Below are 26,931 nucleotides of genomic sequence, written 5' to 3'. Positions count from 1 at the left end.
TATGTGCCCGGCGCGCGCTACTTCCAGCGGTACCGCCAGATCGACACCGCCCCGCAGACCACCACGGTGCCGACCAGCACGCCGAGGTCGGCACCGAGCGCGTCGCCGCCCCGGTCGAGCCACGCCCACTCCATCGCCCGCACGGCGTAGGTGAGCGGCAGCAGCTCGCCGAGCTTGTGGGCGGAGTCCGGCATGAACTCGGTCGGGATCGCCGCGCCGCTCCAGAAGATCATCACCAGGTGCAGCACGTTGGCGACGAGGATGGCGAGCCCGTCGTGGCGCAGCACCGCCGCGAAGAACATACCGATGGCGAACATGGCGGCGCCCGCGAGCGCGACGATCCCGGCGAAGGCCACCGGGTGGGCGGGCGCGTGCAGGTCGTAGGCGATCGCGCCCCACCCGATGAGCAGGAGCAGCCCGGCGAGGCCGACCACGCCGTTGACCAGCACCTGTGCCCGCATGAAGTATTTCGGCTGGCCCGGTGCGAGCCGCAGGTGGGGCAGGAAGCCCTTCGCCCGGTAGTCGACGAGACCGATCAGGAAGCTCACCATTCCGGCACAGGCAAGGACCAAACCCGCATATCGGGGTACGGCGATGTCGACCGACCCGGCACCGGCGAACACCTCGGCGGGCTCGTTGCCGTACGGCCCGGCGAAGATCACCAACAGGATCGTGGGGAGCAGCACGCCGAAGAAGATCGACGGGATGTTGCGGAGCATCCGCTTGGACTCGAACGCCAGGACACTAGTGAACATGGGCCGGCTCTCCGGTCAGGGCGAGGTAGGCGTCGGCGAGCGTGGTGCCGCCGCCGGCATGGTCGCGGATGATCGTCCACGGGGTGTCGAGGGCGGCCAGGCCACCGTCGACGAGCACGCCGACCCGGTCGCAGAGCGCCTCGGCCTCGGCGAGGTGGTGCGAGGCGAGCAGGATCGTGCGGCCCTCGCGGGCGCAGCGGCGGAGCTGCTCGGCGATGATGCCGTCCTCGTCGAGGTGCAGGTCGTCGGCGAAGACCACCTGCGGATCGCCGAGCAACGCCATGACCAGGGCGAATCGCTGCTTCTCCGGCGGCGTCAGCCGGTTGGGCGACCGGCGGAGCCGGTCGGCGAGACCGAACCGCTCCAGCAGCTCGAGGTGGTCGATCCCGCCGGGGTAGAAGCCGGCGAAGAGCTTGGAGATGTCACCGACCGAGGCACGGCCCGGGTACTTCACGCCCGCCGGCGCGACCCCGGCGATCACCGACATGTGGGTACGGTCGGCGTGCGGGTCGACGCCGCCCACCCGGACCCTGCCGCTGTCGGGGCTCCTGGTGCCCTCGACGCACTCGAGCAGCGCGGTCTTGCCGGAGCCGACGGGACCGATGATCCCGACGATCTCCCCGCGCTCGACCGTCAGGCTCACCCCGTCGACGGCGGGGACGGCGCCGTAGCGGATCGTCACGTCCTCGACCACGATCATCTCCGCCTCCCCGCCTCGACCGGGCACAGCGGCGCACCATCCGGAGATAGAACATATGTTCGACACATGACTCCACCATGCCGGACGCGCCGATGGCTCGACCACCTGCGAGGCGCCGCACGCAGATCTCCGCACACGGCGAGAGATCACCCGGAACAAAACGGCGCTCGACCGGCCAGCGAGCGGAGTCACGGGCGCAGGAGCAGGACCCCGTCGATGACGCGGCGGGCGGCAGGAGCGCTCCCGGCCGGTGGCGCATGGGCGGCGGACCGGGTCGACGACAGCAGCCGGTGGTCGGTGACCGTCCAACCGGCGCTCTCGATCGGGTCCAGCGAGGCGAGGCCCGTGATCGTCAACCCCGCACCGACCCGGCCGGTCGTCACCCCCATCGCCTGCGCGGAGTCGGCCGAGACGACGTCGGCGACCCAGCCGAGAACGCCGGGCAGCCGGGCGAGGGTCCCCGCGAGCGCGGTCAGCTCGGCCGCGTCGAGGTAGACGAGCAGGCCCTCGGTGACGACGAGGATCGGGCCGGTGACGCCGAGGTCGGGCAGGTCGCGGATGTCGGCGTCGATGCGGCGCACCGAGCAGGTGGGCTCGTGCTCGGCGAGGGCAGCCGCCTTGCGGTTCAGGGTCGCGGCGGCGTCCACCTCGACCACCTCCCGGCACGTGGAGAGGTCCAGCCGGTAGGGCCGGGTGCAGAGCCCCGCACCGAGGTTCACCACGGTGAGGCCGGGCGTGCGGCGTACCTCATCGCTGACGATCGTGTCGATGACGAGCGTGCGGTGCACGACCTCCTCGCGCCCCGCGGCGAGCAGCGCCTGCGCCGACCCGGTGAGGTCGGCGGTGAAGAGCTCGGCGAACGGGTCGTGCAGGCGCGGCAGGGGCTGGCTCGCCTCCTCGGCCCGGCAGGCGGCGGCGACGAGGGCCGTGGCCTGCAGCGTGACGGCTACTCCCATCGGGGGGCGGGCGGGGTCGGCGGGAGTCCCGGGGCGCCCACCTGGCCGGAGGTGGCCGACATGGACATCACCTCCTCCTCGGCGGGCTGCTCACCCGCATCGCGACGCGCACCGTCGTCGATGGATGACAGAACGTTAGCAGAGGCGAAGTGGCGACGGAAGATTGAATTCCATCAACATGATCGCGTGGCACCGGCGAAGATCACGGGAGCGGCCGGCGTCACTTCTTCGATCCGCTGCCCGGCGAGGCGGTCGTGCCCGCCGCGAGCAGTTCGGAGACCGTGACGAGCCGCATGCCCTTGCCCCTGACGGCCTTGATGATCTCGCCCAGGTTGTCGATCGTGACGAGCCGGTCGGCAGGCCCGGTGTCGTGCGCCAGCATGATCGTCCCGGGCCGCACGCAGGCCGCCACATCGTCGACGATGCCCGCCGGGTTGGTCCGGAACCGGTCCTCCGGCATCCGGTAGGACCACATCACCACGTCGTAGTCCATCGTGTCGGCGACGGTCAGCGTCGAGCCGCCCAGGTGGCCCCACGGCGGCCGCAGCAGCGTCGCGGTCTGGCCGGTGACCTCGCGGATCGCCTCGTGGCAGCGGACGAGCTGGTTGCGCACGGAGGCCTCGTCGCGTTTGGCGAGGTCCTTGTGCTCCCAGGTGTGATTGCCGACCTCGTGGCGCCCGAGCCGGCCCTTGACGAGGTCGGCGTGCCGGCGCAGGTTCTGCCCGACCATGAAGAAGGTCGCGGGCGCGTCGGCCTTGTCGAGAGCGTCGAGCACCCGGGGCGTCCAGTCCGGCATCGGGCCGTCGTCGAAGGTGAGCGCGACGAGCGGCTGATCGGTCGGCACATGCCAGATGGTGCGGATCTGCCCGCGCGGGGTCCAGTCGTCGGCGTTGCCCGCCGGGGCGTAGCCGCCGTCGAGCGGGAGCCGGTCCGGACCGAACAGGGATGGGATGAGGTGCGCGGTCGCGCCCACGGCGGCACCCGTCGCCGTCAGCGCACTGCCCAGCAGCAGTCCACGCCGCGACACAGCCATTCGATCCCCCGATCCCCGATTCCGCACGTAACGGTGACATCCGCCGCCGCTATGTGAATCGTTCTTCAGGAGAATCCTCACCTACCCGATCGGCCGAAAGTACACCTTCCAGCCGATCGGGTGATATTGATCTCGTTTCAGACTCGGGCTGCGGTCACCAGATGAGGCAGAACGGGTGGCCGGCCGGGTCGGCGTAGACCCGGAAGTCCTCGCCACCGCCCGGCAGCTTCGTCGCGCCGAGCGCGAGCGCCTTCGGCTCCGCCTCCTCGATGTCGGTGACCTTGACATCGAGGTGGTACTGCTGGGGGTGGGCCGCGTCGGGCCACTGCGGCGGGTTGTAGGTCTCGACCTGCTGGAAGATCACGCTGAGCTTGCCGTCGGCACCGATCGCACCGCCGCCCTCACCCTCCCAGGTCACGGGCAGGCCGAGCAGCTCCGAGTAGAAGCCCGCCAGCGCGGCCGCATCCGGGCAGTCGATCGCCACGTCGGCGAGCTGGATCTCGCTGCCGGGCTCGCCCTGGCACACGCAGAACGGGTGGCCCGCCGGGTCCGCGAGGACCGTCCAGGTCTCGCCGCCGCCGGGCAGCCGGGTGGCGCCCAGCTCGATCGCGCGCTCGACGCCCGCCGCCATGTCGGGGAAGCGGAAGTCGAGGTGGAACTGCTGCGGCGCGGCCGGGTCCGGCCACCGTGGCGACACGTGGTCGTCGGCGCGCTGGAAGCACACCCGCCAGCCCTCCTTGGTGAGGAGGGTGACCCAGTTGTCGTCCGCGTAGTGCTCGGACAGCCCGGCCAGCTCGGCGTAGAACGCCGCCGAGCCCTTGATGTCGGGCGAGTCGAGCACGGTGGAGTAGAGAGAACCAATCATGGATCCGATCCTGCCCCAGCCGTACGACACCCGACGGTCAGGCGGTGTGCCAGGCCTCGGCGAGCAGGTCACGGGTGTCGGTGAGCAGCTGCGGCAGCGCCTTCGTCCGCCCGATCACCGGCAGGAAGTTGGCGTCGCCGCCCCAGCGCGGCACCACGTGCTGATGCAGGTGCGCGGCGATCCCCGCCCCGGCGACTCCGCCCTGGTTGATCCCGAGGTTGAACCCGTGCGCGTTGGAGACCGCCCGGACCACCCGCATCGCCGTCTGGGTGAACGACGCCAGCTCCGCCGTCTCCGCCGCCGTGATCTCGGTGTAGTCGGCGACGTGCCGGTAGGGGCAGATCAGCAGGTGCCCGGGGTTGTAGGGGAAGCGGTTGAGGATGGCGAAGACGGTCTCCCCCTTCGCCACCATCAGCCCGTGCTCGTCACTGCCCGGTGCCGCGCAGAAGGGGCAGCCGGGCGTCTCCGGTCCAGCCACATAGGACAACCGCCAGGGTGTCCAGAGCCGTTCCAGCCCGTCCGGCTCCCCGACGCTCACGAGGTCCACGCCCGCGAAGCCACGCTCACGAAGCGACCGGCTCATCCGCGGCGGGCGCGGCGGGTGCGCTCGGCCCGACGTTGACGCGGGACCGGACGATCTCGACGACGTGGGCCACCGCCTCGTCGATCGCGACGCCGTTGCGCTGCGAGCCGTCGCGGTAGCGGAAGGAGACCGTGCCGTCGGCGACATCCTGGTCACCGGCGAGCGCCATGAACGGGATCTTCTGCTGCTGCGCGGTGCGGATCTTCTTCTGCATCCGCTCGTCGGAGGCGTCGACCTCGGCCCGGATGCCGTGCTCGCGCAGCTGGGCGACGAACGCGGCGAGGTGGGCGAGGTGTCCGGCCTCTTCGTCGGAGCGGATCGGGATGCCGACCACCTGGACGGGTGCCAGCCACGCCGGGAACGCACCGGCGTAGTGCTCGGTGAGCACGCCGAAGAACCGCTCGATCGACCCGAACAGGGCACGGTGGATCATGACCGGCTGCTGACGCGTACCGTCGGCTGCCTGGTACTCCAGCCCGAACCGGGCCGGCTGGTTGAAGTCGACCTGGATCGTCGACATCTGCCAGGTGCGGCCGATCGCGTCGCGCGCCTGCACGCTGATCTTCGGGCCGTAGAACGCCGCGCCGCCCGGGTCGGGGACGAGCTCCAGACCGGAGGCCTCGGCGGCGGTACGCAGCGCCTCGGTCGCCTCGGCCCAGTCCTCGTCGGCGCCGATGAACTTCGGCGAGTCGTCCCTGGTCGACAGCTCCAGGTAGAAGTCGTTGAGGCCGTAGTCCTTGAGCAGGTTGAGCACGAAGTCGAGCAGGGCGCTGAGCTCGCCGGGCGCCTGCTCCTTGGTGCAGTAGATGTGCGAGTCGTCCTGGGTCAGGCCGCGCACCCGGGTCAGGCCGTGCACGACGCCGGACTTCTCATAGCGGTAGACCGTGCCGAACTCGAACATGCGCAGCGGCAGCTCGCGGTAGGACCGCCCGCGCGACCTGAAGATCAGGTTGTGCATCGGGCAGTTCATCGCCTTCAGGTAATAGTCCGCGCCCTCGAGCTGCATCGGCGGGAACATCGTGTCGGCGTAGTAGGGCAGGTGGCCCGAGGTCTCGAAGAGCTGCGCCTTGCTGATGTGCGGGGTGTTGACGAACTCGTATCCGGCCTGCTCGTGGCGCTGCCGCGAATATGCCTCCATCTCCCGGCGGATGATGCCGCCCTTGGGGTGGAAGACCGCGAGGCCGGAGCCGATCTCGTCGGGGAAGCTGAAGAGGTCGAGGTCCGCGCCGAGCTTGCGGTGGTCGCGCTTGGCCGCCTCCTCCAGCATCGCCAGGTGCGCCTTGAGCTGGTCGCGGCTCGGCCACGCGGTGCCGTAGACGCGCTGGAGCTGCGGGTTCTTCTCCGAACCGCGCCAGTAGGCGGCGGCCGAGCGCATCAGCTTGAAGGCGGCGATGAAGCGGGTCGACGGCAGGTGCGGGCCGCGGCACAGGTCGCCCCAGCAGCGCTCGCCGGACTTGGCGTCGAGGTTGTCATAGATCGTCAGCTCGCCGCCGCCGACCTCCATCACGTCGGAGTCGACATCGCCCTTGATGTCGACGAGCTCCAGCTTGAAGGGCTCGTCGGCCAGCTCGGCCTTCGCCTCGTCGAGGGAGTCGAAGCGCCGCCGGTGGAAGGTCTGCCCGGACTTGATGATCTCCTGCATCCGGGACTCGAGCTTCGCGAGGTCCTCCGGGTTGAACGGCCGGGAGACCGAGAAGTCGTAGTAGAAGCCGTTGTCGATCGGCGGCCCGATGCCGAGCTTCGCCTCGGGGAAGATGTCCTGCACGGCCTGGGCCAGCACGTGCGCGGTCGAGTGGCGCAGCACGTCGAGGCCGTCGGGCGAGTCGATCGAGACGGGCTCGACGGACGCCTCGGCGTCGGGTGTCCACGAGAGGTCGCGCAGGCGGCCCTCGCCGTCGCGGACGACGACGATCGCCTTCGGTCCGCTGGTCGGCAATCCGGCGGCGGCCACCGCGGCCGCGGCCGTCGTCCCGGCCGGGACGACGACGGGGTCGGCCACAGCAGCGGGTACGGGCACAGCACTCACGATGATCTCCTCAGTTCGGTTTGTCCGGCGTTGACGATGCTATCGCCGCGCCCGTCCCCCACTCCGAGCGCCCGCCACTAGAGCGAGGGCAGGAGGTCGGACGCGACATCTCGGATGAGCTGCTCGCCGTAGGCCTGTCCGTAGGCGACCGGGTAGTGCGTCATCACCACCAGGATCTTGCCGTCCCAGGCGGCGAGGCTGTTGACGTTCCACAGGCCGGTGGACTCGTGCGCGGTCCAGCCGTTCTTCACCGCCGGGTCCGCGGCCGCCGGGAGCACCTCGGGGATGCCGAACGCGTTGCTCGGGTCGACATCGCGCATCAATCCCACCAGCCACGCCGTCTGCGCGGACGCCTCGGCCCGCTGCAGGATGTAGGTCATCATCCGGGTCGCGTCGAGCGCGGTCATCTGCGTCTTGGACCACCAGCTCTCGGTGACCGTCGTCCCGGTGAGCTTCGCCTCGCTGATCAGCCGCTCGATCACCTCGTCGCCGCCCTGCCGCAGGTAGAGGGTCTGTGCGGCGGCATCGTCGGAGAACCTGATCATCTTGGTGATCAGCGCCTTCTCCTCGGCGGTGAGTGCGCGCCCCTGCGCGTCGGCGGCGGCGATGTAGTCGGTTCCGATCCACGCCTTGATCATCGACTCGGTGTTGTTGGTCTGGTCGGCCGCGTTCGCCGATCCGGAGCTCGTCCCGGTCGCGGTGTCGATGAGCTGCCAGGAGAACCAGGTGTCGGCCTTCGTCGCCACGGCGACGGTCGGCGCCTTCGGCACCTCCGCCTCGGGCGCCTTCTCCTGGGTCACGGCGGCGGCCCGCTCGCGCACGGGCGCCGAGCTGAGCTCGCCGGTCTCGTCGGTCCGCGTCACGAGGGCGTGTCCGACGCCGCCGGCGAGTGCCACTGCCAAAATCGCCGACGGTACGCCGACCAGGATGCGCCTTTGCATGATCCAAAGGTGCCCCGGAAATCTGGGGATCGCCTGGGTGCCCTGCTCACCACGTATCCATCATCACACCGGCCGCGCCCGACAACCGACCCGCCGGGCGGTTCAGGGCAGCGGAAACGGCAGCGTGATCCCCTCGTGGGCGTCGGCGCAGGCGCACGTCCGATCGGTCGGCAACTCCGTCACCACGTCGAGGACCATCGCCCGCAGCCGCTCGGTGTTCTCGGCGAAGACCCGGAACACCTCGGCCTGGCTCACCGACTCGTGACCGCCGTCGATCCCGGCGTCGAGGTCGGTGACGAGGGCGATCGCCGTGTAGCACAGGGCCAGCTCCCGGGCGAGCGCCGCCTCGGGCAGCCCGGTCATGTTGACGAGCGTGAAGCCCTGGGCGGCGTACCAGCGGGATTCGGCTCGGGACGAGAAACGGGGGCCGGGGATCACCACCATCGTGCCCCGCTCCACGGCCGGGCGGTCCGACCGGGACGCCACCGCCGCGACCGTGCCCCGGCCGGTCGCGCAGTAGGGGTCGGCGAAGGGTACGTGCACCGCGCCGGTGTCGAAGAAGGTCTGCTCGCGGCCGGTGGTGCGGTCGACCACCTGGTCGGGCAGGACGATCGTCCCCGGCACCAGGGCGGGGTCGAGCGCGCCGACGGCGCACGGTGCGAGGACCTGGCGGCAGCCGAGGCTGCGCAGCGCCCACAGGTTGGCCCGGTAGTTGATCCGGTGCGGCGGCACGCTGTGGTCCCGCCCGTGCCGGGGCAGGAAGGCGACCCGCCGCTCGCCGACCGTGCCGACGGTGACGGCGTCCGACGGCGCGCCGAAGGGCGTCTCGACGACGACCTCCTCGGCACCGTCGAGCAGGGAGTAGAAGCCGCTGCCGCCGATGACGGCGACGTCGGGGGCGATCATGAGTCCTCCAGGGATCGGGGTGGCTCCGCCTTCTTAGCACCAACTCTTGAAGAGTTGGCCCTGAGAGCGAGTCCGGTCGCGACCGCGCCGATCGCGGCGAGCGTGACGAGCAGGCCGACCCAGTAGTTGCGGGGCAGCGCCGACGGGTTGTCCGACGCCTTGCCGTGCCCGGTGAGCAGCGGATAGGCGACGATGACGACGGACAGGGCGCAGAGCAGGGCGCCCTGGGCGTAGGGCTTGGCCCACGGTGGCAGCCAGCGCGTCGCCACGAAGCCCAGGCCGATGACTATCGGTACGAGGACCAGGTCGTTGAGGAGCCACGCACCGAGGAGATACCGGACGTAATGGAAGAGGTCCTGGCCGCCGAGCCCGGCGTAGACACCCCGGACGGCGTGGACCACCATCCAGACGCCGGCCACGACGAGGAGGCCTCGGATCCATTTCACGGCTGCTCCACGATGATCGAGGCGATCCACTTGGTCTGCATGACGCCAGGCCGGTTCGGGGCGATCAGCCGGCACGGGAAGCCGTGGTCGGGGTGCAGCGGCTCGCCGTTGATCCGCAGCGCCAGCAGCGTCAGCGGGTCTTTGGCGTGCGGCGGCGCCACGATCGACGAGGTGTAGAAGCCGATCTCCTGCAGCGAGCGCACCGTCACCTGCGAGGTGTCGTCGCCGCCGACCGCGCGGACCAGGTCGCGGATGCGGACCCCGGACCAGTGCGCGGTGGCGCTCCAGCCCTCCACGCAGGTGATCGGCAGCTCCGCGTCGGCCTGCGCCATCGCGGTGAGGTCGTCGAGGGTGAGGGTCAGCTCGCGCGCCGGTCCGCGTACCGCCAGGGTGTAGGTCTTGGGGTCGACCTGGACCCCGGCGACCCGCGCGGACGTGTTGACCGGCAGGCCCTGCGGGCCCACGCGCGGGTCGCGCGGTGCCAGCAGCGAGATGCCCGCGAGCGGGCGGAAGGTCTGGCCGACCGTGGCGAGGGTGACGACGCCGACCGCCGCACCGACCGAGGCGAGCAGGCCGCGCCGGGTCAGGCCGGTCGTCGGCGCCTGCCGGGGGGTCGCGGCCAGCGCCCGCCGGATGATCGGCAGCTTCACCCCGATGTGGACGAGCAGGGCACCGACGGTGATCCACGCGGTCCAGTAGTGGGCGACGGTGAAGAAGAAGCCCATCGGGTCGTACCACCGGGCGATGTTGAGGATGCCCGTCGTGAGCTGGAAGATCGCGCCCGCGACCAGCACGATCAGGCTGAGCCGCTCGATCGCGTGCACCACGCTGCGGAACGGCGGGAAGCGGAACAGCTTCGGATAGACCGACCACAGCTTCGCCGCGAGCAGCGGGATCGCGGCGAGCCCGGTCGCGACGTGCAGGCCCTGCGTGATCCGGTAGAGGTTGACCGGCCGCGACGGCCAGGAGAACCACTCCGGCGGATGCTGGATCGCGTGGCTGAGATAGCCGGTGCCGAGGCAGATCCCGATCGCGAGGCCGAGCAGGAGGCCGAGCTGGCTGGTGAGCTTCGGCGAGCGCAGCCTGGAGGTGAAGGCCCTGCTCAGTTCTGCAGGCTTGAGAACCATCGCCCCTCCTCGGTCCAGATGTCGGCGACGCGCAGGCCCGCGTCGGCGGCGAGCTCCGGGATGCGGTCCACGCCCACGATCGACCAGGCGAAGACCTCGCTGGTCCGCCACGCGTCGCTGATCGCCACGTTGCCGTGCCAGGTCGGCGTACCGGGGGGTTCCACCTCCACGAGCACCGTTCCCGACGGGCGCAGCAGCTGGGCGCAGCGGCGCAGCAGCCCGCGCGGGTCGCCGCCGATGCCGAGGTTGCCGTCGATGAGCAGCGCGTGCGCCCAGTCGCCCTCCCCCGGCAGCGGATCGAAGACCGAGCGTTCCAGCGCCCAGGCGCCCCGGGCCTCGGCGAGGCGGACCGCGTCGGGGCTGATGTCGATACCGAGCGCCACGACGCCCAGGTCGGAGACGGCGGCGGTGAGGCGGCCCGGCCCGCAGCCGATGTCGATCGTCGGTCCGCCGCAGCGGGTCACCACGGTGATGTCGCCGTCGGTGAGCTCGGCGTACCACGCGGCGGGGTCCATCTCCTTGAGCGGCACGCCGTCGGCGGTGGTGAGCCACAGCGCGCAGTCGACGCCCCGCTCGGCCCGGTGCAGCGCCGCGGCGTAGACGCCCATCGCGGCCTTCATCGGGCCACCGCCTGCGCGAACCTGCTCGCCGGGATCAGCCCGGCGACGGCGTGGGCGTCCTCGGCGGTGTCCACGTCGAGCAGTTCGGGCAGCAGACCCACGCTCAGTCCGCCCGCGCGCAGCGCGCGCAGCGTCAGCTCGCCGGTCTCGGAAACCGAGGTGGGTACGCCCACCAGCAGCCTCGCGTCGCCGGGTTCCCGCAGGGCCAGCGCCCACCACCCCCCGTCGGCGGCCGGGCCGAGCATCGCGTCCGACCCGTCGAGCCCCGCCACGGCCGCCGTCAGCAGCTCCGGCGTGACCTGCGGGGTGTCCATGCCGATGAGCAGCGTCGGCGTACCCGGCTCGCGGGTGTCGGCGAAGGCGGCGGCGATGCGCTCGTCGAGCCCGCCGGCGCACTGCGGGACGGTGAGCCAGCCGTCCGGGACGGGCCAGTCACCGTCGATGACGAGCACCCGGTCGGCGGCCGGGGTGGCGTCGACCGCCTCGATCGTGTCGGCGAGCGCCGCGGCGGCGAGGGTGGCCGCCTGCTCCGGCGTCCAGGGTGGACAGAGGCGGGTCTTGACCCGGCCCGGGACCGGCTCCTTGGCGAGGACCAGGATCCGGGCGCTCATCGGGCGAGCACCTTGCTCATGTCGCGGACCGCCCGCAGGGTCCCCTTCACCGTGCCGGTGACCTTGGACTTCGTTCCGGCGGCGCGCGGGGCGTAGTCCACGTCGACCTCGCGGATGTCCCAGCCCGCCCGCGCCGCCATGATGATCATCTCCAGCGGGTAGCCGAAGCGCCGATCGCGCAGGTAGAGGTTGAGCAGTGGGCGGCGGCGGACTGCCCGCATCGGGCCGAGGTCGTGGATGTCGATGCCGAGGGTGCGGCGCAGGCGCCAGGAGAGCAGCGCGTTGGCGGCCTGGGCGTGCGGCGGCCAGGCGCCCCGGGTGGTCGGGCGGCGGCGGCCGAGCATCAGGTCGACGTCACCCCGATCGACCGGCTCGGCGACCCGGACCAGCTGCGCGGGGTCGAAGGAGCCGTCCGCGTCGAGGAAGCAGACCACCTCGGCGGTCGCCGCCTCCAGCCCCGCGTGGGCGGCGGCGCCGAAGCCGCGCTGGGGCACCGAGACGACGGTGGCGCCGAGGTCGGCGGCGACCCGGGCGGAGTCGTCTGTGGAGCCGTTGTCGGCGACGATCGCGCGGAACCCCTCGGGGAGCCGGGTCAGCACCAGCGGCAACGCGGCCGCTTCGTTGAGGCAGGGCAGGACGACATCAATCACGGGCTCGACCGTATCCGTGATCAAGGGTCTAAATTCTTACCAACTCGCAGTGTTTCCTTACAAACTGCGAACGCCTCCACACTTCGCACGTCCGAGGCACCTAGGTTGTGACCATGCGCATCCTCGTCACCGGTGGCCTGGGCTTCATCGGTTCCCACGTCACCGAGGCACTCGTCGCGGACGGCCACGACGTCGCGATCCTCGACTCCGTGCACCCGTACGCCCACCGCGAGCAACCGCCCACACCGGACGGTGCCGTGCTGCGCCTCGGCGACATCCGCGACCCCGACATCCTCGACGAGCTGCTGCCGGGCGTCGACGCGGTGGTGCACCAGGCCGCGATGGTCGGGATGGGCGTCGACATGGCCGACCTGCCGGAGTATGTCGGCTGCAACGACCTCGGCACCGCCGTCCTGCTCGCCGCGATGACCCGGCACCGCGTCGGCTCCCTGGTCCTGGCGAGCTCCATGGTCGTCTACGGCGAGGGCGCCTACGCCTGCCCGGTCGACGGCCCGCTCGCACCGGCGCCCCGCGACACCGCCGACCTCGCCGCCGGGCGGTTCGAACCCCGCTGCCCCCGGTGCGGCGAGTTCCTGGTGCCGGGGCTCGTCGACGAGGACGCCCGGCTCGATCCCCGCAGCGTCTACGCCGCGACGAAGCTGGCGCAGGAGCACCTCGCGAGCGCCTGGGCCCACGCCGTCGGTGGTGCCGCCGTCGCCCTGCGGTACCACAACGTCTACGGCCCCCGCATGCCCCGCGACACGCCCTACTCGGGGGTGGCGGCGATCTTCCGGTCGGCGCTGGAGCGCGGCGACGCACCCCAGGTCTTCGAGGACGGCGGCCAGCGCCGGGACTTCGTGCACGTCCGCGATGTCGCGGCCGCCAACGTCGCCGCGCTCGCCGCCGCGACCGGTTCGATGACGGGGCTGCGCGCCTACAACGTCGCGTCGGGACACGTCACCACGGTCGGCGAGATGGCGGGCTCCCTCGCCGAGGTGATGGCCGGGCCGCCGCCGATCGTCACCGGTCGGTTCCGGGCCGGCGACGTACGCCACGTCGTCGCCTCCCCCGCCCGGGCCCGGCACGAGCTGGGTTTCGCCGCGCGGATCGACTTCCGGGCCGGGCTCACCGAGTTCGCCGCGGCGGGACTGCGGAGCTGATGGTGGCCGTCGGCTTGACCTCGTCCGAGCAGGCTGCCCGCCCGTCGACCCGCGCCGTCGCCGCCGCCGACCTGATCACGCTGGCCGCGTGCCTCGCGCTCGTCGGCGCGGCAGCCGTCGTCGGAGTGCTGCTCAACCGGGCCGGGCACCCCGTCTACACGATGTCGCCGCCGATCTACGCCGCGTGGATGCCGCACGCCGACACCGGATCGGTCTTCGCCGTCGCGATCGCCGTGCTGGTCATCGGGGTCGGCCCGGCACTCGCCCGGCGGATGGGCTGGGTGGCGCTGCTCGGCGCCGCCTACCTCGGTGCGCTCGCGTGGACGATGGCGCTGGCCATGATCGACGGGTGGAAGGTGGGCTTCGCGGACCGGCTCACCACCGACTCCGAATACCTCCACGACGTACCCCGGATCACCGACGCGGGCGCCATGCTGCGCGGCTTCACCGATCACATCCTCGACTTCCAGCCCGACTCCTGGGGCACCCACGTCTCCGGGCACCCGCCGGGCATCACCCTGCTCTTCGTCGGCCTCGACCGGATCGGGCTCGGCGGCGGAGCCTGGGCTGCCATCGTCTGCGTGCTGGTCGGCGCGGTCGCGGCGGTCGGGGTGCCGCTCACCGTACGCCTGCTCGACGGCGAGGAGCGCGCCCGGGCGGTCGTACCGTTCACGGTGCTCTTCCCCGGCGCGATCTGGGTCGGCGCCTCGGCCGACGGGCTCTTCATGGGTGTCGCGGTGGTCGGGCTGACCCTGCTCGCCGCCGCCGCGACCCGGCCCGGGCGCGGGGGTCCCGTGCTCGGTGTCGCGGCCGGGCTGGTGCTCGGCGCAACGCTCTTCCTCTCCTATGGACTCGTCCTCATCGCGTTCCCGGCGCTCGCGATGGTGCTGCTCACCCGCCGCTGGACGCTGATCGGCTGGGCGCTGGGCGGTGCCGCGGTGGTCGTGGCCGGGTTCGCGCTCGCCGGATTCTGGTGGCTCGACGGCTACCACCTGGTCGTCGAGCGGTATTACCAGGGCGTGGCGAACGAACGCTCCTACGCCTACTGGGTCTGGGCCAACCTCGCCTGCCTGGTGCTCGCCGCCGGTCCAGCGGTGATCGTGGCCGTGCGCCGGGCCCTCCTCCCCGCCATGGCCTGGGTCCACGACCACATCCCGGGATGGGTCCACGACCGCGCCCCGCGGCGGGACCACGATCGCGTCCCGGGGCGAGGCCACGACCGCGTCCCGGGGCAGGGCCACGATCGTCGCAACTCTTCAAGAGTTGGTCCTATGGCGGTGTGGGTGCTGCCGGTCGCGGGGCTCGTCGCGATCATGGCCGCCGACCTGTCCGGGATGAGCAAGGCCGAGGTGGAGCGGATCTGGCTTCCGTTCACGATCTGGCTGCTGCCGGCAGTTGCGCTGCTGCCGTCCAGGTCGCACCGCTGGTGGCTCACGGTGCAGGCGGTGACGGCGCTGAGCGTCAACCACCTGCTCTACACGATCTGGTAGCGGCATGATCGCGCTGTTTCCCGGAAACCAGCCGCTCAGAGCCACCCGCAGGGGCCTGTTTCCCGGAAACAACGCGATCATCCACACCAGACAGTGACGAGCTCAGTCGACGATCGCGCCGCAGGAGATGTTGACCTCGGTGGAGGTGATCGTGCGGGCGTGGTCGGACGCGACGAAGGCTGCGACGTTGCCGACATCCGCCAGCGTCGCGGTACGCCCCAGCTGCGTATCCTTCGTCAGCGCCTCGGTGATCGCGGCGGCCTCGGGCATCTCCGGCGGCAGCGACTCCGCTATTCCGCCGGACTTGAGGGTGACGACGCGGATGCCGTGCGGGCCCAGTTCGATGGCCCACTGACGGCGCAGGCCCTCCATCGCGTCGAGCGAGACCTTGAACCCGCCCAGGCCGGCGATGGTCTGCGGGCCGGAACCGCCGAAGGTGATGACCACGCCGCCGCCCTGGCTGATCATGTGTGGCGCGGCCGCCCTGGTCGTGATGAACTGCGACCGCATCGCGGTCCGGATCGGCTGGAGGAAGTCGCCGACCGAGATCTCCAGCAGCGGCTGCTGCACGTCGCCGACCCCGATGACGTTGCAGGAGATGTCGACCGCGCCGGCCCGCCGGGCGACCCCGTCGACGAAGTCGGTGACCGCCTGCTGGTCGAGCGCGTCGACGACGGCGGTCTCGGCGGTGCCGCCCGCCGCGCTGATCCGGTCGGCGGACCGGCGCAGCGTCTCCTCCTTCCGCGAGGCGAGGAAGACCCTGGCGCCCTCACGGGCGAAGGCGCTCGCCACCGCCGTTCCGATGGATCCGGCGCCGTAGACCACGGCCACCTTGCGTTCCAGCAACATCGTTGATCGTCCTCTCCGTTCGGCTCACCTACCCCTACCCGGTGTGGGCGGGAACGATGCTTTGCTCTGCTTACACCGGCGCAACACGCCGGGTGCTGCGCCCGTGTGAGCAGAGCCAAAGCCCACGATCGCGTTGTTCCCCGGAACCCGGCCCCTCACCCGCCCCCGACGGGACTGTCTCCCGGACAACGCGATCACCATCAGGAGGCGCCCTGCCGAGCCGCCACCCACTCCTCCGTCGCGACGAAGCTGAGCGAGCGGGCGAAGAGGAACCCCTGCCCATAGGCGCAGCCGATGCGTTCCAGCAGGTCCCGCTCGGCGGACGACTCGATGCCCTCGGCGATCACCGCCAGCCCGAGCGTGTGCGCGAGCCGCACGATGCCGTCGACGAGTGCGGCCTGCTGGGTGGAGGAGGTGATGCCGCTGGTGAAGAGCCGGTCGATCTTCACCACGTCGAGCGGCACGTGCCGCAGGTAGCTCAGCGACGAGTAACCGGTGCCGAAGTCGTCGATCGCCACCCGGATGCCGAGTTTGCGCAGCTCCGCGAGGTCACCCCAGACCTGGTCGTCGTCGCGCAGCAGCAGGCTCTCGGTGATCTCCAGCATCAGCCGCCGGGGTGAGAGGCCCGAGGAGGTGAGCGCGTCCCGCACGCTCGCGACGAACCCCGGCGTGCGGAACTGCCGGACGGAGACGTTGATGCTGACATAGGGGGCCGCGTGCCACGGCGCGCCCTGCTCGGCGGCTCCGGCGACGAGCTGCCAGCGGACCGCCGCCGCCATCGCCTGGGCGAGGACCCACCCGCCGAGCGGGACGATCAGCCCGGACTCCTCGGCGACCTCGATGAACTCGCCCGGCAGCAGGCGGCCCCGGGTCGGGTGGTCCCAGCGCAGCAGGGCCTCGAACCCGGCCGTCGCGCCGGTGCTCAGGGTGATGATCGGCTGGTATTCGAGGATGAACTCGGAGCGGGCCAGCGCCTGGTCGAGTGCCGACCGCAGCTCCAGCTTCTCGACGAAGGCCGCGTGCAGCTCCGGCTGGTAGCGCTTCCACCGCCCCTTGCCCTCGCCTTTCGCGACATAGAGGGCGAGGTCGGCCTGGCGCAGCAGGTCCTTGCCCGGGATGGAGCCGGTCGAGGTGGCGACGCCGATGCTGGAGACGCCGGAGACGAGGCGGCCGTCGATGACGAAGGGCTCGGAGAGCACGGTGACGATCCGGTTGGCGACCTCCTCGACGGCGGTGGCGTTCGGCGCCTCCTCGATCAGGGCGGCGAACTCGTCGCCGCCGAGGCGGGCGGCGGTGTCCTGCGCGCGGACCACGCTGGCGAGCCGCTGCCCGACCGCGGCGAGCAGCCGGTCGCCGTAGTCGTGCCCGAAGGTGTCGTTGACCGCCTTGAAGTCGTCGATGTCGAGGAAGAGGATGCCGAGCGTGTTGCCGCTGCCCTGGGCCCGCTCGGTGGCGGCGGCGAGCCGCTCCTGGAAGAAGACCCGGTTGGCGAGGCCGGTGAGCGAGTCGTGGAAGGCCCGGTGGGTGAGCTCCGCGGCCATCCGCCGCTCCTCGGTCACGTCGCGCAGCGTCACCACGATGCCGGCCACGGTCGGCTCCGCCGTGAGGTCGCGGGCGGAGACCTGCGCCTGCACCTGCGAGCCGTCCTTGCGGACGATCGACCAATCCGCCTCGTACGCCTCATCGCCCACCACGTTCAGCGACAGCTCGGCGCGGGCGGCACCCGGCTCGGGCTGGACCAGGTCCTCCAGGTGCATGCCGACGATCTCGGCCGAGCCGAGGAACTGCTCCGCCGACGGGCTGGCGTAGCGGATCGTGTGGGTGCCGGGCTCGACGATGAGGATCACGTCGGCGGTGTTCTGCACCAGGGTGCGGAAATACTGCTCGCTGTTGCGGCGGATGATCTCGCCGCTGAGGGTGATCCGCTCGATGGCGAGGGCCGCCTGCGAGGCCATCACCTCCATCGGCGCCTGGAGGTAGCCGAGTGATGCCTCGGGTGCCCCGATCAGCAGTACGCCGATGACGGGGTCGCCCATCGGCCGGTCGTCGAGGGCGAGCGGGCAGACGAGGGTGACCTCGAAGCCGCCGAGCGCCGTGCCGACCCGATCGGGCAGGGAGGAGGTGTAGCGCACCTGGGTGTCGCGGCCGATCATCTCGGTGAAGAGCTCGGGGCAGGTGCCGTCGTTCATCACCACCGCGAGCCGGTATTTCTCGCCGTCGGCGACGAGTTTGGAGACCGCGCCGCGCAGCCCGTCGATGACCCCGTCCACGTCGTCGGCGGAGACGAGGGCGGCACTCGCCTTGCGTACGCCGTCGGCCCGCAGCGCACCGCGACGGTAGGCGTCCAGCAGCACGAGCAGCCGGACGAGTACGAGCCCGGTGGCGACGATCCCGATGATCGCGATCGCCGATCCGTGCCGGACCTCGCCGTCGACGACCTCGACGAGCAGGACCATCGGCGGGATCAGCGCCATCAGCGACAGGATGATCTGGCGGCGGCGGCTCGGGGCACGGGGCCGGACGATCCGGGGCTCGGTGAGCTCGGCCATCGACGGGTGCAGCGCGGCGGCGCCCCAGAGCCCGTAGAAGAGCAGCCACCCGGCGTCGACGGGCCCGCCGACCGCCCAGTCGCCGTGCAGCTGGATCAGGCCGTAGATCACGTCGGTGATGAGCAGGCTGATGCCGCCGATGGTGAGCATGACGACCGTCGGGGAGAAGCGGACCATGGCGACGAGCCGGCCGACCGTGGCGAGGATGAGGATGTCGCCGATCGGGTAGGCGATGGAGACCATGCGCTGCAGCGTGGTGAGGTCCGGGTTGGAGACGTGCGGCCCGATCAGGAAGATCCACCAGAGCAGGCTGAACGAGGCGGTGAAGATGAACGCGTCGATCGCCGAGCCGCGGTCCCGCCCGGCCGCACCGCTGCGCGACAGCCCCCAGACTCCGGCCCCGAGCAGCGGGAACATCGCGAGGTAGAAGGCGTCGCCGAGCGACGGATAGGGGTTGGAGTAGCCGCGGTACTGGGTGAGGATGTTGTAGGTCGCGTCTCCGGCGCAGAAGACGAGGATCGCCGCCGCGATGAGGTACCACGGCCAGCGGCGGCGCGGCCGGTAGCGGTAGACGCCGAACAGGACCGCCGCCGCGCTGCTGACGCCGACCGCACCCCAGATGAGGAGGTGCTGCTCGGGGGCAGCGTAGAACGCCACCGAGAGGGCGAGCATCCACGCGGCGTACGCGATCATCAACCTACGTGTGGACACGCTCCCCCCGACCCGGACGCATGAATCATGACATACCGGGCGGGGCGGACACGGCCTTTCGGCTGCTCAGAGCGTCAGTGCCGCGGATCGCGCCCCTCGGCGTACCAGTTGATCTCGTAGGCGTCGATCTCGGCGAGCAGCGCCTGCCGGCCCTCCTCGGCGAGGAAGGAGTGGCGGACACCGGCCCGGGCCAGCTCCGTCACGCCGACCGTGTTGAGCTCGAGCAGCTCGGCCGCGACGGCGTACTCCCGGCACAGGGTCGTGCCGAACATCGGCGGGTCGTCCGAGTTGATGGAGATCGGCACCCCGGCGGCGACGAGCGCGGCGAGCGGGTGCTCCGCGAGGGTCGCGACGGCCCGGGTGCGGATGTTGGAGGTCGGGCAGACCTCCAGCGGGATCTGGTTGTCGGCGAGGTAGTCGACGAGCTTGGGGTCCTCGATCGACCGGATGCCGTGCCCGATCCGCTCGGCGCCGAGCGCCTCGATCGCGTCCCAGACCGTCTGCGCCCCGGTCGTCTCGCCCGCGTGCGGCACGCTGCGCAGCCCCTCGGCCCGCGCCACGTCGAAGAAGGGCTTGAACTGCGGTCGCGGCACGCCGATCTCGGGGCCGCCGAGGCCGAAGGAGATGAGCCCGTCCGGGCGCTGGTCGAGCGCGACCTGCAGTGTCTGCTCGGCGGCGTAGATGCCGGACTCGCCGGGGATGTCGAAGCACCAGCGCAGCTCGATGCCCCAGTCCCGGCGGGCGTCGGAGCGGGCCTGCTCGATCGCCTCGCAGTAGGCGGCGCCCTGGATCCCCCGCTTCATGCTGGAGTAGGGCGTGCAGGTCAGCTCGGCATAGCGCACGGCCTGCCGGTGCAGCTCCCCGGCGACCTCATAGGTCAGCGTGTAGATGTCCTGTGGATCGCGGATCAGGTCCACCACGTTGAGGTAGAGCTCGATGAAGTGGCGGAAGTCGGTGAAGGTGAAGTACTCCGCGAGCTTCGTCTCATCGGCCGGGACGGTGGTCGTCCCCTCATAGCGCGAGGCGAGCTCCGCGACGATCTTCGGCGACGCCGATCCGACGTGGTGCACGTGCAGTTCGGCCTTCGGCAGGCCGGCGATGTATTCGGTCAGGTCACCCACGCGAGAGATCCTAGCGGGACGCGGTCCCACACCGTGGACCCACCGGATTTCGCCCCATGGCGAGGCTTGTTCGCTTTACGGTGTATTTCATGACGAAGCCGTTCAAAGGAATAATCAACCTCGACGTGCGCGACTCCATCCCCGACTGGGATCCCTATGTCGCCGCCACCGCCCCCGAGGGTGCCCCCAACGTGCTGATCGTCCTGTACGACGACACCGGTCTCGCCGCATGGTCGCCCTTCGGCGGCAAGATCGAGATGCCTACGCTGCAGAAACTCGCCGACAACGGCCTGCGCTACTCGCAGTGGCACACCACGGCGCTCTGCTCGCCGACCCGGTCGATCTTCCTCACCGGCCGCAACCACCACCAGAACGGCATGGCCTGCATCACCGAGGGCTCGATCGGCTTCCCGGGCTCCAACGCGCACTTCCCCGCGGAGTGCGCGAGCATGGCCCACGTCCTGCGCGACAACGGCTGGAACACCTACTGGGTCGGCAAGAACCACAGCGTCCCGGTCGACGAGGCGAACGCGGGCGCGGCCAAGCGCGGCTGGCCGCTGCGGATGGGCTGGGACCGCTTCTACGGCTTCATCGGCGGCGAGACCAACCAGTGGTACCCGACCCTCGTCGAGGACAACCACTACATCGACCAGCCCTACCAGCCCGAGGAGGGCTACCACCTCTCCAAGGACCTCGCCGACCAGGCGCTGAAGATGCTGCGCGACAGCCGCCAGGCCGCACCCGGCAAGCCGTGGCTGATGTGGTTCTGCCCCGGCGCCAATCACGCTCCGCACCAGGTCGCGGCCGAGTGGGCGGACAAGTACAAGGGCAAGTTCGACGACGGGTACGAGGCCTACCGCGAGTGGGCGCTGGCCCGCATGGTGGAGCACGGCATCATCCCGCCCGAGACCGACCTGACCGGGATCAATCCGCTGCCACCGGGAACCCACGACCCCGGCGACGACATGCGGCCGTGGGAGACGCTCTCGGACGACGAGAAGAAGCTCTTCATCCGGATGGCGGAGGTCTACGCGGGCTTCTCGGAGTTCACGGACTCGCAGGTGGGCAGGATCGTCGAGTTCCTGGAGGAGACCGGGCAGCTGGAGAACACGATCGTGCTCTACTGCGCCGACAACGGCGCCAGCGGCGAGGGCACCCCCAACGGCTCGGTCAACGAGAACAAGTTCTTCAACGGCTGGCCCGACGAGATGTCGGAGAACCTCGCCCTCCTCGACAGGCTGGGCAGCCCCGACACCTACAACCACTACCCCACCGGCTGGGCGGTCGCCTTCTCGACGCCGTTCAAGATGTTCAAGCGCTACTCCTACGCCGGCGGCACCGCCGACCCGCTCGTCATCTCCTGGCCCAAGGGCATCAAGGCCCGCGGGGAGGTACGCCACCAGTACCACCACGCCACCGACATCGTCCCGACGATCCTGGACTGCTGCGGCATCACCTTCCCGGAGGTGGTCGACGGCGTCGACCAGGTCCCGCTGCCCGGCGTCTCGATGCGCTACACCTTCGACAACGGCGAGGCGCAGACGAGGAAGGAGCGGCAGTATTACGCGATGCTCGGCACCCGCGGCATCTGGCAGAACGGCTGGAAGGCCGTCACCGTGCACGGCCCGACCTCGGGCATCGGGCACTTCGACGCCGACGAGTGGGAGCTCTACCACGTCGACGTGGACCGGTCCGAGTCGAACAACCTCGCCGCCCAGGAGCCGGAGAAGCTCAAGGCCCTGGTCGACCTGTGGTTCGAGGAGGCGGGCCGCTACAACGTGCTGCCGCTCGACGACCGGCGGCCGCACGAGATCCTCGCCGACGACCGCCCGGCGCCCTTCCCGCCGACGGACACCTACGTCTACTACCCCGACTCGGCCGAGGTGCCCGAGCAGATCGCGCCCAACATCCGGGGCCGCTCCTATCGCCTGCTCGCCACGGTCGAGATCACCGACCCGGACGCGTCCGGCGTCATCTTCGCGCAGGGCTCCCGCTTCGGCGGGCACTCGCTGTTCCTGAAGGACCGCAAGGTCTACTACGTCTTCAACTTCCTCGGCGTGCCGCCGGAGCAGCAGTTCGTCTCCGAACCGCTGAGCCCCGGCCGCTACATCCTGGGCGTGGAGTTCGCCAAGGAGAGTGTCGGCGACCACCACGAGACCCTCGGCCACACCAAGCTCTGGGTCAACGACACCGTGGTGGCGCAGGGCCCGATGCGTACCCAGATCGGGCTCTTCACCCTCAGCGGCGACGGCCTGTGCGTCGGCCGCGACAGCTCCGACCCGGTGAGCAGGGAGTATCGGGCGCCGGCGACCTTCACCGGCGGACGGATCCGCCAGGTGGAGGTCAGCGTCGGCGACGACCAGTACGCCGACCTCGAACGCGAGGCTTCGGCGGCCTTCGCCCGGGAATAGCCGTCGGCACGCGGAAACACCAGCGGACCGCAAAAGCACCAACTCTTGAAGAGTTGCGCCGATCGTGAGTGCCTACCGCTCGGCGACGACGAAGAGGCGACGGAAAGGGAAGGCGACGACACCATGACGGGCCGGATAGACCTCCGCGAGACGGGTGCTGAGCTGCGCGCGGAACGCAGCCCACTCCGCCTCGTCGAGGGCGGCCCGGAACGGTCGCAGCGCCGTCCCCTCCATCCAGGTCAGCACCGGGTGGTCGGGTCCGGCGACCGGCAGCAGGTGCAGGTAGGTCGTCTCCCACGCGTCGACGTAGGCGCAGCCGGCCTCGATCAGGTCGTAGGCGTAGTCGGCGGGCTCGGCCACCGTGAGGTGGTCGCGGGTGAGCTCGCCGAGCCGGGCGGCCCACGCAGGCGCCGTGGCCTCGTCGCGCAGTGCCCGGTGCGAGGGCGCGTCGAAGTTGCCGGGCACGGCGAAGGCGAGCCAGGCACCCGGGTGCAGGGCCGCCGCCCAGGACCGCACGAGGGCGGCGTGCCCGGGGATCCACTGCAGGGTCGCGTTGGAGACGAGCAGGTCAAGGTCGGCAGCGGGCATCCACTGCCGAACGTCGGCGACCTGGAAGTCGACGGTGCCGGCCAGGCCCCGTGCCGTGGCGATCATCTCGGGCGACGAGTCGAGGCCGAGGATCGTCGCGGCGGGCCAACGTTCGGCGATTGTTGCTGTCAAGTTGCCGGGACCGCAACCGAGGTCGACGATGGAGGACGGCGCGGGTGCTCGTACCCGTCCGAGCAGGTCATGGAAGGGCCGGGAACGCTCGTCGGCGTACCGCTGATAGATCGTCGGGTCCCACATGGCGCAACCTTTCTAGAAAACCGTACGTACGTCTTGTTTAACCTAGACAACATCACAACCGCTTGACGAGCCAGTTTCTGAATTGTTACGAACCCTGCTGGCTCCACGTCTAGACGTAAGTCCTTGGAAGCGATTGCATGAACTGCAAGATTGTTCATCGGTAGAAGGAGACAGTCCATGGCATCCACCACGCGACGCTTGCTCCTAGCGTTCGCCGCCGCCGGTCTACTGACCGTCACGGCATGTAGCAGCAGCAGCGACACCGAGGCGGGGAAGGACAACCCCAACCTCGACACGGCCGCGTGCTCGGCCTATGCCGCCTACAAGGGGCAGGGGCTGGACGGCAAGACGGTCTCCGTCAGCACCTCCATCCGTGACACCGAGGCCGACCTGCTCAAGCAGTCGTGGAAGGCCTTCACGGACTGCACCGGCATCAAGATCGACTACGCGGGTACCTCTGACTTCGAGGCCCAGCTTCCTATTAAGGTCCAGGGTGGGAACGCTCCCGATATCGCGTTCATCCCCCAGCCAGGCCTTCTGGCCACCTTCGCCAAGCAGGGCGCGCTCAAGCCCGCCAGCGCGGCGACCAAGGCCGAGGCCGAGAAGAACTACTCCCCCGACTGGCTGAAGTACTCGACGGTCGACGGCAAGCTCTACGGCGCGCCGCTCGGCTCCAACGTGAAGTCGTTCGTGTGGTACTCGCCCTCGATGTTCAAGGAGAAGGGCTGGGCTATCCCGACCACCTGGGATGAGCTCATCACCCTGAGCAACACCATCGCCGCCACCGGCATGAAGCCGTGGTGCGCGGGCATCGAGTCCGGCGGCGCCACCGGCTGGCCGGCGACCGACTGGATCGAGGACATCGTCCTGCGCGACCAGGGCCCCGAGGTCTACGACCAGTGGGTGGCCCACACGATCCCCTTCAACGACCCGAAGATCGTCTCCGCGACGGACCGGGCGGGCTCCATCCTGAAGAACCCGGCCTACGTCAACGGCGGCCTCGGTGACGTCAAGTCGATCGCGACCACGTCGTTCCAGGAGGGTGGCATCCCGATCACCCAGAAGAAGTGCGCCCTGCACCGTCAGGCCTCCTTCTACGCCAACCAGTGGCCGAAGGGCACGAAGGTCGCCGAGGACGGCGATGTCTTCGCGTTCTACTTCCCGGCGATCGACCCGGCCAAGGGCAAGCCGGTCCTCGGCGGCGGCGAGTTCGTCGCGGCCTTCGCCGACCGCAACGAGGTCAAGGCGTTCCAGACCTACCTCGCCAGCGCCGACCACGCCAACAGCCGCGCCAAGCTGGGCAACTGGGTCTCCGCCAACAAGGGTCTCGACATCGCCAACGTCTCCAACCCGATCGACAAGAAGTCCGTGGAGATCCTGCAGGACTCCGCCTCGGTCTTCCGCTTCGACGGCTCGGACCTGATGCCGGCAGCCGTCGGCGCGGGCTCGTTCTGGAAGGGCATGACCGACTGGATCACGGGCAAGAGCACCAAGGACACGCTCGACTACATCGAGAGCTCCTGGCCCAAGTAAGAGTTTTACCTGATGCGGGTGGGGCGCTTTCGCGTCCCACCCGCACTAGTCTGATCCGATCAATGACGATCCGAACACTTGTTGAGGAGTGGGCGTGAACTTCGACTGGACCGCCGAGGGCCCGAAGCTCCTGGAGTTGCTCTACGGCGTGCTGGCCTTCCTGGCCGTGGTCGGAGTGCTGCTGCTGGTGCTCGACAAACTGCCGCTGCGCAAGGACCGCTGGGTCGCCGCCGCGTTTCTCTTCCCCGCCGGTGCGCTGCTGATGATCGGGCTGATCATCCCGGCCATCCGCACCACGATCCTGTCCTTCCAGGGAGCCAGCACCTTCGAGGCGAAGTGGGTCGGCCTCGACAACTACAAGTGGATCTTCACCCAGCGCGAAGCGCTCATCACACTGCGCAACACGCTGCTGTGGGTGGTCCTGGTCCCGCTGATCGCCACCTCGATCGGCCTCATCTACGCCGTGCTCGTGGACAAGGCCCGGCTGGAGTCCTTCGCCAAGGCGCTGATCTTCATGCCGATGGCGATCTCGTTCGTCGGCGCCGGCATCATCTGGAAGTTCGTCTACGCCTACCGCCCGCCGGGCGAGCAGCAGATCGGCCTGCTCAACCAGATCGTGGTCTGGTTCGGCGGCGAGCCGAGACAGTGGCTGCTGGACTCGCCGTGGAACACCCTGTTCCTGATCGTGGTGCTGATCTGGATCCAGGCGGGCTTCGCCATGGTGGTCCTCTCCGCCTCGATCAAGGCGATCCCCACCGAGATCGTCGAGGCGGCGCGGCTCGACGGCGTGACGCCCTGGCAGATGTTCTGGCAGGTCACCATCCCGAGCATCCGGCCGGCCCTGATCGTGGTGCTGGTGACGATCACCGTCGGCACGCTGAAGGTCTTCGACATCGTCCGGGCCATGACGAGCGGCAACTTCGACACCAGCGTGCTCGCCTACGGCATGTACGACTACGCCTTCGTGCGTTATGACAGCGGCAAGGGCGCCGCCTTCGCGGTCCTGCTCTTCGTCCTGGTGACGCCGATCATCATCTACCAGATTCGCAACCTGCGGCAGCAAAGGACGATTCGATGAGCGCACTGGTCGATCCCCCGACCGCGGCGGGCCGCGTCAAGCGGCGGCTGAGCAGCCGCACCGCCACCGTGGTCTCCATCGTGATCGCCCTGGTCTGGACCATCCCCACCTTCGGGCTCTTCCTGTCGTCGCTGCGCCCCGAGGACCAGATCAAGTCCAACGGCTGGTGGAACTTCTTCAGCGATCCCCAGCTCACCCTGCACAACTACGGCGAGGTGCTCTTCAGCGCCAACGACCAGAGCGGCCGGCTCGCGAGCTACTTCATCAACTCGATCGTCATCACGATCCCGGCGGTCCTCTTCCCGCTCTTCTTCTGCGCACTCGCGGCGTACGCGCTGTCGTGGACGAAGTTCCGGGGCCGGGACTGGATCTACATCGCGATCTTCGCGCTGCAGGTCGTCCCGCTGCAGATGGCGCTCGTGCCGCTGCTGAGCTTCTTCTCCAAGGGCATCGCGATCGGCTCGACCTACTGGAAGCCGTGGGACTTCCAGGGGCCGGACAAGTTCATCCAGGTCTGGTTCGCGCACGCCTGCTTCGCGCTGCCGCTCGGCATCTTCCTGCTGCACAACTTCATGGCGGAGCTGCCGAACGATCTGATCGAGGCGGCTCGCGTCGACGGTGCCGGGCACGCCCGGATCTTCCGCAGCATCGTGCTGCCGCTGATCGTGCCCGCGCTCGCCTCGCTCGCCATCTTCCAGTTCCTCTGGGTCTGGAACGACCTGCTGGTGGCGATGATCTTCGCCGACGGCACCGAGAAGACGGCACCGCTGACGGTGAAGCTGGCCGACCTCGCCGGCACCCGGGGCAACGAGTGGCAACGCCTCACCGCCGGCGCCTTCGTCTCCATCATCGTGCCGCTGGTCGTCTTCCTGTCCCTGCAGCGCTTCTTCGTCCGCGGCCTGCTCGCGGGCTCGGTCAAGGGCTGAAAACCCTCCGGGGGTACGCACAGCGGGCCGACAGGCAC

At 70.1% G+C, this 26,931-nt stretch carries 24 protein-coding genes; 6 read left to right on the top strand and 18 right to left on the bottom strand.

What is annotated here, in order from left to right; all coding sequences use genetic code 11:
- Positions 1-17: 17 nt before the first annotated feature.
- The 14 genes from F4553_RS31885 to F4553_RS31820 all read right to left on the bottom strand — a co-directional run bounded on the left by F4553_RS31885 (position 18) and on the right by F4553_RS31820 (position 12,219).
- Entirely contained in the window at positions 18-755 is a 738-nt protein-coding gene (locus F4553_RS31885; protein WP_184843579.1) for an ABC transporter permease, read from the bottom strand.
- A complete protein-coding gene (locus tag F4553_RS31880; protein ID WP_184843576.1) occupies positions 745-1,455 on the bottom strand; it encodes an ABC transporter ATP-binding protein in 711 nt (236 codons plus the stop codon). The genes F4553_RS31885 and F4553_RS31880 overlap by 11 nt, the downstream gene beginning before the upstream one ends.
- Before the next feature lie 188 nt (positions 1,456-1,643).
- On the bottom strand, positions 1,644-2,411 hold the full coding sequence (locus F4553_RS31875) for a class I SAM-dependent methyltransferase (protein ID WP_184843573.1): 768 nt from the start codon (positions 2,409-2,411) through the stop codon (positions 1,644-1,646).
- 220 nt (positions 2,412-2,631) lie between these two features.
- Positions 2,632-3,444, bottom strand: a complete 813-nt coding sequence (locus F4553_RS31870) for a polysaccharide deacetylase family protein (RefSeq protein WP_184843570.1) — start codon at positions 3,442-3,444, stop codon at positions 2,632-2,634.
- Positions 3,445-3,598: 154 nt separating this feature from the next.
- Positions 3,599-4,309: a VOC family protein gene (locus tag F4553_RS31865; protein ID WP_184843567.1), complete on the bottom strand. Its 711-nt coding sequence runs from the start codon at positions 4,307-4,309 to the stop codon at positions 3,599-3,601.
- A 37-nt stretch (positions 4,310-4,346) separates the two neighbouring features.
- Positions 4,347-4,892 carry an HIT family protein gene (locus F4553_RS31860; RefSeq protein WP_184843564.1) on the bottom strand — a complete coding sequence of 182 codons (546 nt, stop codon included), beginning with the start codon at positions 4,890-4,892 and terminating at the stop codon, positions 4,347-4,349.
- A complete protein-coding gene (thrS, locus tag F4553_RS31855) occupies positions 4,873-6,891 on the bottom strand; it encodes a threonine--tRNA ligase (protein WP_184847166.1) in 2,019 nt (672 codons plus the stop codon). The genes F4553_RS31860 and thrS overlap by 20 nt, the downstream gene beginning before the upstream one ends.
- Before the next feature lie 104 nt (positions 6,892-6,995).
- The gene (locus F4553_RS31850; RefSeq protein ID WP_184843561.1) at positions 6,996-7,859 is read right to left on the bottom strand and encodes a serine hydrolase; all 864 of its coding nucleotides are present in this window, start codon (positions 7,857-7,859) and stop codon (positions 6,996-6,998) included.
- A 102-nt stretch (positions 7,860-7,961) separates the two neighbouring features.
- Positions 7,962-8,765 carry an S-methyl-5'-thioadenosine phosphorylase gene (locus F4553_RS31845; RefSeq protein ID WP_184843558.1) on the bottom strand — a complete coding sequence of 268 codons (804 nt, stop codon included), beginning with the start codon at positions 8,763-8,765 and terminating at the stop codon, positions 7,962-7,964.
- Positions 8,762-9,211 carry a hypothetical protein gene (locus F4553_RS31840; protein WP_184843555.1) on the bottom strand — a complete coding sequence of 150 codons (450 nt, stop codon included), beginning with the start codon at positions 9,209-9,211 and terminating at the stop codon, positions 8,762-8,764. The genes F4553_RS31845 and F4553_RS31840 overlap by 4 nt, the downstream gene beginning before the upstream one ends.
- Positions 9,208-10,338, bottom strand: a complete 1,131-nt coding sequence (locus F4553_RS31835) for a molybdopterin-dependent oxidoreductase (RefSeq protein ID WP_184843553.1) — start codon at positions 10,336-10,338, stop codon at positions 9,208-9,210. Before F4553_RS31835 ends, F4553_RS31840 begins: the two co-directional genes overlap by 4 nt.
- Positions 10,314-10,958 carry a class I SAM-dependent methyltransferase gene (locus F4553_RS31830; RefSeq protein ID WP_184843550.1) on the bottom strand — a complete coding sequence of 215 codons (645 nt, stop codon included), beginning with the start codon at positions 10,956-10,958 and terminating at the stop codon, positions 10,314-10,316. Before F4553_RS31830 ends, F4553_RS31835 begins: the two co-directional genes overlap by 25 nt.
- Positions 10,955-11,569, bottom strand: coding sequence for a TIGR04282 family arsenosugar biosynthesis glycosyltransferase (locus F4553_RS31825; protein WP_184843547.1), 615 nt, complete (start codon positions 11,567-11,569; stop codon positions 10,955-10,957). The genes F4553_RS31830 and F4553_RS31825 overlap by 4 nt, the downstream gene beginning before the upstream one ends.
- A complete protein-coding gene (locus F4553_RS31820) occupies positions 11,566-12,219 on the bottom strand; it encodes a glycosyltransferase family 2 protein (RefSeq protein WP_184843544.1) in 654 nt (217 codons plus the stop codon). The genes F4553_RS31825 and F4553_RS31820 overlap by 4 nt, the downstream gene beginning before the upstream one ends.
- 113 nt (positions 12,220-12,332) lie before the next feature.
- Here F4553_RS31820 and F4553_RS31815 point away from each other — a divergent pair, with 113 nt between their 5' ends.
- Together F4553_RS31815 and F4553_RS31810 are read left to right on the top strand one after the other, a co-directional pair.
- Positions 12,333-13,379, top strand: coding sequence for an NAD-dependent epimerase/dehydratase family protein (locus F4553_RS31815; protein ID WP_184843541.1), 1,047 nt, complete (start codon positions 12,333-12,335; stop codon positions 13,377-13,379).
- 2 nt (positions 13,380-13,381) lie between these two features.
- Complete coding sequence (locus F4553_RS31810; RefSeq protein ID WP_312875465.1) at positions 13,382-14,869, top strand: phosphatidylglycerol lysyltransferase domain-containing protein; 1,488 nt, start codon at positions 13,382-13,384, stop codon at positions 14,867-14,869.
- Positions 14,870-14,971: 102 nt separating this feature from the next.
- On the opposite strand, the gene F4553_RS31805 is transcribed toward F4553_RS31810, so the two are convergent.
- The 3 genes from F4553_RS31805 to F4553_RS31795 form a co-directional block, all read right to left on the bottom strand.
- A complete protein-coding gene (locus F4553_RS31805; protein ID WP_184843536.1) occupies positions 14,972-15,718 on the bottom strand; it encodes an SDR family NAD(P)-dependent oxidoreductase in 747 nt (248 codons plus the stop codon).
- Positions 15,719-15,918: 200 nt separating this feature from the next.
- A complete protein-coding gene (locus tag F4553_RS42610) occupies positions 15,919-18,978 on the bottom strand; it encodes a putative bifunctional diguanylate cyclase/phosphodiesterase (RefSeq protein ID WP_221470560.1) in 3,060 nt (1,019 codons plus the stop codon).
- A gap of 74 nt (positions 18,979-19,052) precedes the next feature.
- A complete protein-coding gene (locus tag F4553_RS31795) occupies positions 19,053-20,099 on the bottom strand; it encodes an adenosine deaminase (RefSeq protein ID WP_184843530.1) in 1,047 nt (348 codons plus the stop codon).
- Positions 20,100-20,188: 89 nt separating this feature from the next.
- Between F4553_RS31795 and F4553_RS31790 the strand changes: the two genes are divergently transcribed.
- A complete protein-coding gene (locus F4553_RS31790; protein ID WP_221470559.1) occupies positions 20,189-22,510 on the top strand; it encodes an arylsulfatase in 2,322 nt (773 codons plus the stop codon).
- Positions 22,511-22,582: 72 nt separating this feature from the next.
- Here the strand turns inward: F4553_RS31790 and F4553_RS31785 are convergent, their stop codons facing one another.
- On the bottom strand, positions 22,583-23,356 hold the full coding sequence (locus F4553_RS31785) for a trans-aconitate 2-methyltransferase (protein WP_184843522.1): 774 nt from the start codon (positions 23,354-23,356) through the stop codon (positions 22,583-22,585).
- A gap of 177 nt (positions 23,357-23,533) precedes the next feature.
- Here F4553_RS31785 and F4553_RS31780 point away from each other — a divergent pair, with 177 nt between their 5' ends.
- The 3 genes from F4553_RS31780 to F4553_RS31770 all read left to right on the top strand — a co-directional run bounded on the left by F4553_RS31780 (position 23,534) and on the right by F4553_RS31770 (position 26,893).
- The gene (locus F4553_RS31780) at positions 23,534-24,889 is read left to right on the top strand and encodes an ABC transporter substrate-binding protein (protein WP_184843519.1); all 1,356 of its coding nucleotides are present in this window, start codon (positions 23,534-23,536) and stop codon (positions 24,887-24,889) included.
- Between the two features lie 94 nt (positions 24,890-24,983).
- Positions 24,984-25,967, top strand: coding sequence for a carbohydrate ABC transporter permease (locus tag F4553_RS31775; RefSeq protein ID WP_184843516.1), 984 nt, complete (start codon positions 24,984-24,986; stop codon positions 25,965-25,967).
- Complete coding sequence (locus F4553_RS31770) at positions 25,964-26,893, top strand: carbohydrate ABC transporter permease (protein WP_184843514.1); 930 nt, start codon at positions 25,964-25,966, stop codon at positions 26,891-26,893. Before F4553_RS31775 ends, F4553_RS31770 begins: the two co-directional genes overlap by 4 nt.
- Positions 26,894-26,931 lie beyond the last annotated feature (38 nt).

The sequence above is a fragment of the Allocatelliglobosispora scoriae genome, assembly GCF_014204945.1.
GTDB lineage: Bacteria > Actinomycetota > Actinomycetes > Mycobacteriales > Micromonosporaceae > Allocatelliglobosispora > Allocatelliglobosispora scoriae.
This window is presented reverse-complemented; position numbering and strand designations above follow the sequence as displayed.